General features: G+C 51.9%; 6 protein-coding genes and 1 pseudogene. All 7 read right to left on the reverse strand.

Annotation, left to right across the window (positions count from 1 at the left end):
• On the reverse strand, positions 1-431 hold a 431-nt coding region (locus tag OB13_RS12565; protein WP_461490516.1), incomplete at its 3' end, for a peptidoglycan recognition protein family protein.
• A 62-nt stretch (positions 432-493) separates the two neighbouring features.
• The gene (locus OB13_RS12570) at positions 494-1,138 is read right to left on the reverse strand and encodes a polysaccharide deacetylase family protein (RefSeq protein ID WP_461490517.1); all 645 of its coding nucleotides are present in this window, start codon (positions 1,136-1,138) and stop codon (positions 494-496) included.
• 59 nt (positions 1,139-1,197) lie between these two features.
• Positions 1,198-3,063 carry a glycoside hydrolase family 9 protein gene (locus OB13_RS12575; RefSeq protein WP_461490518.1) on the reverse strand — a complete coding sequence of 622 codons (1,866 nt, stop codon included), beginning with the start codon at positions 3,061-3,063 and terminating at the stop codon, positions 1,198-1,200.
• Positions 3,064-3,165: 102 nt separating this feature from the next.
• The gene (locus OB13_RS12580; protein WP_461490519.1) at positions 3,166-4,704 is read right to left on the reverse strand and encodes a glycoside hydrolase family 10 protein; all 1,539 of its coding nucleotides are present in this window, start codon (positions 4,702-4,704) and stop codon (positions 3,166-3,168) included.
• A gap of 192 nt (positions 4,705-4,896) precedes the next feature.
• Positions 4,897-5,685, reverse strand: a complete 789-nt coding sequence (locus OB13_RS12585) for a DUF4397 domain-containing protein (RefSeq protein WP_461490520.1) — start codon at positions 5,683-5,685, stop codon at positions 4,897-4,899.
• An 11-nt stretch (positions 5,686-5,696) separates the two neighbouring features.
• Complete coding sequence (locus tag OB13_RS12590; protein WP_461490521.1) at positions 5,697-7,385, reverse strand: SusD/RagB family nutrient-binding outer membrane lipoprotein; 1,689 nt, start codon at positions 7,383-7,385, stop codon at positions 5,697-5,699.
• 11 nt (positions 7,386-7,396) lie between these two features.
• Positions 7,397-7,825: pseudogene (locus OB13_RS12595) on the reverse strand (SusC/RagA family TonB-linked outer membrane protein); the annotation flags it as partial.

The following is a 7,825-nucleotide window of genomic DNA, read 5'->3' on the forward strand; positions in this document are numbered from 1 at the left end:
GCTCCTTTCTCGAAGTTACCTTCTACCACCACCAGCAGGTGGCCCGCCGGATCATAGGAGGTGTTCGAGTCACCGGCATACTGGATATCTCTTCCCTCGGCTACCTCGCCGTGCACATCCACATAGAGGTGATATGGGATGTCGGCCCAGGCGGGCTTCATTTTGCCAGAGGCCAGCGGGCTATCCTCCTGCGAGAACTTCTGCAACGCTCTCATTTTATCTGCCAGTGATCGACTCGTTGACTGCGTGGTGGCGGTGTGATGAATGGTGAGCCGCGTCAGCTGGTGGCTGCGCATGGGCAGCACCGGTGCCTTGGCACCCCAGGCTTCCCGCGAAAGGTAGGCTATACCTTCGGGTATCAGCGGCGTGGTAGCGGGTCGTTGGCAACCAAGCAGTATTGTCACGATGGTCAGTAAGAATATCTGTTTCATTTCGTTACGTTTTATATTCTGGTAAAATAGCAGGCTTCAGCCTGCTATCAGGAAAAGCCGGTTCAGGGCGACAGCACCTCATCCACCCGGACAAACCGGTAGCCTTTCTTTTCTAACTGCGTCAGGAGCTCGTCCAGCCGGTGGTAAAATTTATCCTCCCGCCTGGGATCAGTGCCGATGTGCAGGAGCAACATGAAGCCATTCAGCCCGTGTGGGTCTTTCGCTTCGTATTGGAGTATAGACTGCAGGATCGTTTCTGAGCTCACATACCGGGTTCCCATTTCCGGCCAGGTATAGTCGGCAGCAGAGCGGGTCCCCGGCGTAAAGTTCACCAACTGCAGTCCCTCCTGCCCGGTCCAGTCCACAATGCGGCGGTTATACCACTCATAGGGCGGCAGAAAATAAGGCGCATCTGACTTCCGGATTCCGAAGGCTGCCATCCGCTGGTAGTTTTTTTGCAGATCCTGGCTGAACTGCGCCTGCGTCACCAGCAGGCTATCGCGTTTGGCCCAGTCGCAGTAAAGCAAGTGCTCGTCCGAATGCGCGCCCAGGTAGTGCCCCTCCTGCTTCAGCCCTTTGATCAGCACACGGAAATCGGGATTGCGGTAGAAGCGCCCGGTCAAAAAGAAGGATGCTTTGGCCTTGCGCTTTTTAAGCACCTCCCGGACAACACTCCCTCCATCGGCAAACTCATCTCCTGTGAACACCACAGCTAGCTTCTTCTCCGAAACATCGCCCCGGATGATGGCCCCGTGTGCATCAATACTTACTTTTTTGCCTGCTTCCCCTCCCCGGAGCTATGCTCCTTCGCTGCCAACAGGTAGATCAGCGAAGCGGTGCCGTCCATGGTTGGTTCGTTGGTGCTGTAGTCGCCAAAATCATCGTGGTATACCACCAGGCCCGACTGAAACTCCGCGTAAGCATCTTCGCCGTATAGTTTTATCCCTTTCAGGTTATTGAAGATACTGCCATACACCGGCCCGTCGACCAGCCCCCCATCGATCGGGAATTTAAACAAATGCGTGAAGGCGGAATGCGGATCAACCGGCGTATCGCCTTCGGCAGGCAAGCCATACACCATACTGGTGCCCCAGGGGTTACAACCGAAAAGCCAGTCGATGTTCGCCTGCTCCAGTTCGGCGTAGGTCTGGTCGCCGGTCAGCTCACGGTACAGGTGGTTCTGGATAGCAAAGGAAGTGGTCAGGTTGTTGGAGCACCAGATGAACGGTACTCCCCGGTAAAACGCATTCTTCTTCGCCTTGGCATACACCCGCTCTATCCCTTCTTGATAAAACCCGATCAGTTCGGCCTTGGTCCCGGTATCTGCTTTTTTAGCGAGTTCGAAATGGCCGAAATTGTGAAACGGGTACCACTGGTAATGGCGTGCCGTGTCGGCTCCCATCCAGGGCGTTACTTTCTCCTGCAGCCCATAGGTATAGGCCTGCTTAAAATACTCCTGGTTGCCCGTCAGCTGGTACAGGGCGGCTGCCCCCAGTTGCATGTCGTCCACCCAGTTGTCTTCTTCATAAAAATAAGGCGCCCGGTTTGGTGCTGTCTGGGTAACACCTGGTTTGGCCAGACCCAGTTTGTAGGCAGAAAGTGCTTTTTGCCCGAACAGGTTGGATAGCTCTTTGTCCTGGCCGCTGTAGATCTGAGCCGCCAGACCAAAAGCACTGGTAAACTTGCCTGCGATCGAGGCTACCCCCGTTGCCCGGTTCTTGTACTTCCCTAAGCCTTGGGGCTCGCCTGTTGCAAAGTATACCGGACGGGCTCCGCCTTTGCCCATGCCATAATCCACCGGATCCTGGGTGGGCAGGCGCATGCCCTGGTGGTCCCGGTCATCGGCCAGTTGGTTGAACAGCCAGTCTTCGCGCGGATGCAGTTTCAGGAGCCAGGTCAGCCCCCATCTGGCTTCGTCCAGCACATCGGCCACCCCGTTGGTTCCTTCCAGTCCGTTGCCCTGATGCTGATCGGTGAACACACCTGGAAAATCGCGGTAGGCGGCCAGCAGGTGGTACGTGGCATTGGCCGAAGTGGTGGCATACTGCAGGTAGTCGGACGCATCGTGCCAGCCGCCGGATACGTCGATGAGGGTGCTATCGGGCATGGGGCCGTACATGGTATAGCCGTCCTGGGTATGGCAGGAATCTTTCAGGTAGGGGTTGAAGCCGCTGCGCTGCTGCCGCATGTAGCGGAGCGCAAAGTCAGCCGTGCCTTTGTAGACATCGACATCAATTCTGAAAACAGGAGATGATGCAGCACCTGCCCGCAGGAAATAACGGCCCGGCTTGCTGAACTCCGTAAAATTGAGCCGGTAAGATGCCTTGAAAGGCCCGTAAGCGCCGTAAGCCTGGCCGGACTTGCCTTTGAAAACCACTTTGTTCGTTTGGGCATCTACCAGCTCGAAGCGCTTGAGGCGTTCCTCGGACTTGCTTCCCCATACGGCCACTTTTATACCGCCCGGGGTATAGCCGAGCTGGTTGATCCGTATCCAGGCCGGGCCTTTGGCGGCTATACCTGCGAGACTGCTTTCCTCAAAATCCGGCAGCGCCTTGTTTGAAAAAGCAATCGCATTGGCTGTCAGGATGAGGGCTGCCAGAACCAGGCCCAGTAAAGTCTTTTTTCTTTTCATGTTGATTCGCTTAGGTATAAGCAGCTCTCGTGCTGCCTTCTGCAAATATTCTCAGCGTGATGTCATGCGCCTTTCAGCTCATTGTTGACACGCACCCTCGACTTACCACAACCTCATCCGAAAGAAGTTAGACGGAGCACTTTCGTTTTTCAGCCGGTCAATCGCAGTGACCACATACTGGTAGGATTTACCCCGTTCGGCACTTTCATCGTGAAAGGAGTTCATCGACCCATCGAAAGTGATTTTCAGGATACTTTTGGATTGCTCCAGATTGATGGGTTCGTTCTCATCAAAGCGGTAAACGACATAGCCATATACCTTTTCTTGCTGATCCGGGGAATCCCACTTCAATTTGGCCTTTTTCCAGCGCCGGAAGAAGAGAAACTTATCTTCGCGTAGTTTGAGCGGAGCAACCGGCGCTAACTCTCCTAACCAAGGCATGGTTGGCTGCAGGGCCGGATAACGGTAAAAATCATACTGAAGCGAATCCCGGAATCCAGCCAGGTTGTTGGTCAGGGATTTAGAGCTGAAGTAGACACTGCCCTGCACAGCCGGATTCTCGCGGAGGTAGCGTACCTGGTTGGGGAGTTGTTGCTTGTCGCGCCAGCCTTCCCGGTCTTCCATGGCCCGGTATACGCCCTGGCCGATGTACACATGTTTGCCGTTTGCGTTGGCGGCCCACCAGTCGAGCAGTTTCTCATAAGGCGCCGCTTTGTAATGGAACGGGAAGTATAGCTGCGGGTTGATGTAGTCTACCCAGCCTTCCTGCACCCATTTGCGGGCGTCGGCATAGAGGGCGCTATACCCGGACAGGCCGTTGCTTTCCGAACCCAGCGAATCCTGGGCCTGGTTGCGCCAGATGCCGAAAGGACTGATGCCAAATTTCATATGTTTCTTTTCGGCATGAATGCTGTCCGACAAGGTTTTGATCAGCACATCCACGTTGTTGCGGCGCCAGTCTTCTATGCTTGCAAAGTTTTGCCCATAGCGGGTATAGGAAGCAGAGTCAGGCAGCGGCGTCTTACCCGGGTACGGGTAGAAATAGTCATCGAAGTGAATGCCGTCCACATCGTAGTGGCGCACCACATCCATGATCACATCCACCAGGTACTGTTGCACTTCAGGCAGGCCCGGATTGAAGTACTTTTTGTCGTCGTAGGTAAAAAACCAGTCGGGTGTGGTGCGGGTGATGTGGTCGGGGCTGGTTAGGGAGTCTACCAAACTAGTGGTAGCCCGGTACGGGTTGATCCAGGCGTGCAGTTCCATCCCGCGCTTGTGTGCTTCTGCGATCGCAAATTCCAGCGGGTCATAAAAAGGGGCCGGTGCCTTCCCTTGCTTCCCGGTCAGGAACATGCTCCACTGCTCACGCCCTTTGGCATACAGCGCATCGGTGGAGGGGCGTATCTGCAGCATGATGGCGTTGATGCCGGTTCGCTGGTGCTCATCCAGGATCGACAGCAATTCCTGCTTTTGTGTTTCGGAGTCTACCCCCGGTTTGGGTTTGGAAGGCCAGTCGATGTTCTGCACCGTCGCGATCCAGACGCCTCGGAATTCCCGTTTGGGTGGTTGGTTTGTTTGCTGGGCAAACAAGGTTGCCGAGCAGAGAAGGAGGGCAATTAGTAGGGTAAAGTTTCTGATCATCGTTTCAATTGTGTTGGGGGTAGCTAAAAAAAAGCCCTCCGATAGGGTTAGTAAAGGAGGGCTATTCATGTAAAAACTATCAATTCAAACTACTATTCCGTTTTACAGTAGCGCTCAGGACAATTGTGAGCAGAGCAAGGTGTGTAAAGAAGACTTCCCGGAACTTAACCAGCCCTGGGAAGTCTGTCTGTATTATCTTTCTCTTAACAGCTGTCTGTTTATGGTTCCAGGCGTTGTAGTATAGTTACCTTTTGTATAGAAGGTATATACTTTACCGGCCTGTATTACACCACTGGTCCAGGTTGTGTAAGCTGTTGGAGAACCGTTCAGGAATAGTGCCAGATCGTAAGTGCCGGGAGCAACAGCCATGTACCCTGTAACACCTTTATAAGCGACATTTGTCGCCAGGTTTAGAGTTTCAGTAGTTGGCAGTGTACGCTTAGCCACTACATCAAAGTTGGCAGGTGCACCTGGCATACCGTTCACAAAACGGATATAAGCCACTTTATAGTCGGGATTAGGCAACTCATCCTTCACAGTAAGCAGTTCCAGGTTGTCAAGCTTTCCTACCAGATAGCTGGTGTAGAACAACTTCTCATCAAGCTTTACCGGCGCACTAACAACCACATTCTTTCGCAGGGCTTTTGTACCAGGTATAGTCGTTGTGTCGATTACACTCAAGGTATAATCGCCTGCCGGAACATTTACATACCCGTAAGTGGCCGGATGAATGGTATTGGCCAATGTAGAGTTCCAGGAAAGACCGGTTTCTCTATTGGTGAGTGTAGGAGCCTTTGCACTGACCTTATTATCGTTCAGATAGAAGTTCACCATAGGCGCTTCCTGAGAGGCGTGCGAGAATCTGATCATGGCACCACTCGTCACATATTCTGTACGTTCCGGAATGGCATTCTCCTCACAAGACCCGAAAATAAAGCCCAGCGATAATACAGCGAGTGTCTTTAGAAATATCTTTTTCATATTCATTCGAATTATTCAGGCTTACTAAACCATGTTTCTTTTGTATGGTAGTTCTGATCCATACCACCAATTGCTCTGAGTGCCTCCACGTTCCAAACATATTCAGAGTTGTATCGAGGTCGCATTCTGTAGGCTGGTTTGCCTCCATTAGAAGCGAAGAACTGAAGTCCCGCTTGTGTTGGCAACAGGTATCCACGGAACACATTATCGTTGGCATCTGTATCGATTTCGTCGTAAGAACCACCGCTTTCGTTTCCTGTATAGTGGTACCTTCTCAAGTCAGACCAAGTGTTAACGAATCCCCATGCCCACTGTGCCACGTATTTCTGAAGCATAATGTGCGATAAGGTCAGCTGGTCAGCTGTTGCAGGCATCATTTTTGGGTTAGCCATATAAGCAGCTCTGCGCTGATCAAAAACAGTTCTGTCTGCAACAGAAGCATAGTTGCGCACAAAGTCCATATGCGCGTTAACAGCCTTCGTATAGGCTTCCAGCGCCAAAACTCTATCTCCTTTTTTATAGGCAGCCTCAGCCTTCACAAACTGCAGCTGCGCATAAGTCATAATCGGAAAACGGGCTGCATTCTGGAACAGGTATTTACCTGGAGCTGATGCATTAGAAGCATCGGTGTTAGTACCATATAGGTTGTAAGGACGCTGATCTGCCGCCGTGTATTCGGCAACACCGGCATAAGAAACCCCTCTGTACTGTCCGTCAGCAGCTGGAGCCAACATCACTGGCAAACGTGGGTCTTTCAGGTGCTGTCCTGCAAATACAGGGTCTGTAATGGTCGGCACAAGGACACCTGTTTCCGGATTAGGTTGCACGTCGCGTAATACGGGGTTAGTACCGTCTAACAGGCCAACGATAAACTTCGACTGGCGGACGTTAGGGTCGGTCAGGTTGCCTCTCATCGGCCCCCAGAAGTTTGCATCGGCTGATACAGAACCTTGGAAACGTATAGAAGCGTCGTCAGCGCCGCTTGCAAAAGCCTTGTCAACATACTCGATCACCTTAGCAGGGTCATAAGAGGACTTATTAGACAGGTTGTTGTAATGGATGGCTAACAAGCCATACACAAACTTTTCCCATTTGGCTGCATCACCGGCATACATCAGGTCACCAGAAGCAAGCTGGGAGTTGGGATGTGGCTCGGCTTTCGCTTTTTCAAAATAAGTCAAAGACAATTCAGCTAAACGTCTTACCTCAGCATAAACTTCTTCCTGTGAGTCGTAGTCGAATGCTGACAGGGTTGGATCAAAAGCCTGCGACAGGATGATATCACCGTGATAGTCGGTGGTCAGCTGCCAGTTATATGCCTGCAACGCATACCCTACTGCCACAAAGTCCCACTTCTTCTCTTCTTCTGCTTTAAGAATAAGGTCTTTCAGGTTAAGTCCCGCCGTGTAGTAAGTCGATCTCCAGATCTGACCGGCCGCATCGCTTGCAGAAGCAAAACCATGACGGTCCCAGGTTATATCAGTTCCCGTGCTATGCCAGTTGGCGATGTACTTGCCCAGGTAGCGGCCGTCATATTGAATACCCAGTGCCATCTCAGCCAGTATTGGCGAGAGATACAGGTGCGGCTGCACCACTTGGTCAGGTCCGTTCGGGTTCGTGTTAACATCCAGGTAACTCTCGCAGCCGGAAAAGGTAAATAAGCTGGCCGCCATAAGAGCTGTATATACTATCTTTCTCATTATCTTAATTATTAGAAACCAACGTTAATACCAAAGTTCAGGCCCATAGGCATTGGCAAGTTACCGTAGTCGAAACCAAGACCGCCGCTACCACCTGTCGCCAAGCTAGTCGCGCTACCTACCGGGTCAAGACCAGAATAATTTGTAAGCAGGAATAAGTCCGTACCCGTTACAAAGACACTTGCTGTCTTCACCACTTTCGTGCGCTGCAATAGAGTTGTAGGAAGCGCATAGCGAAGTGTCACGTCACGCAGACGTAACCAGTTCACGTCTTTCTCCACAAAATCGATCTCTCCTGAAGTGGAAGCATAGAAGTTGGAATCCCAAGCCGGATTGATCACAACATTATTTCTGGTTGGGTTATCAGAGTTTTCTAACCCGTCTTTCAATACGCCTTCATACACTCTTGACTCGAAACGATCAAGCGTTCTTGGGCTAAG

The sequence above is a fragment of the Pontibacter sp. HJ8 genome (genome assembly GCF_054824225.1).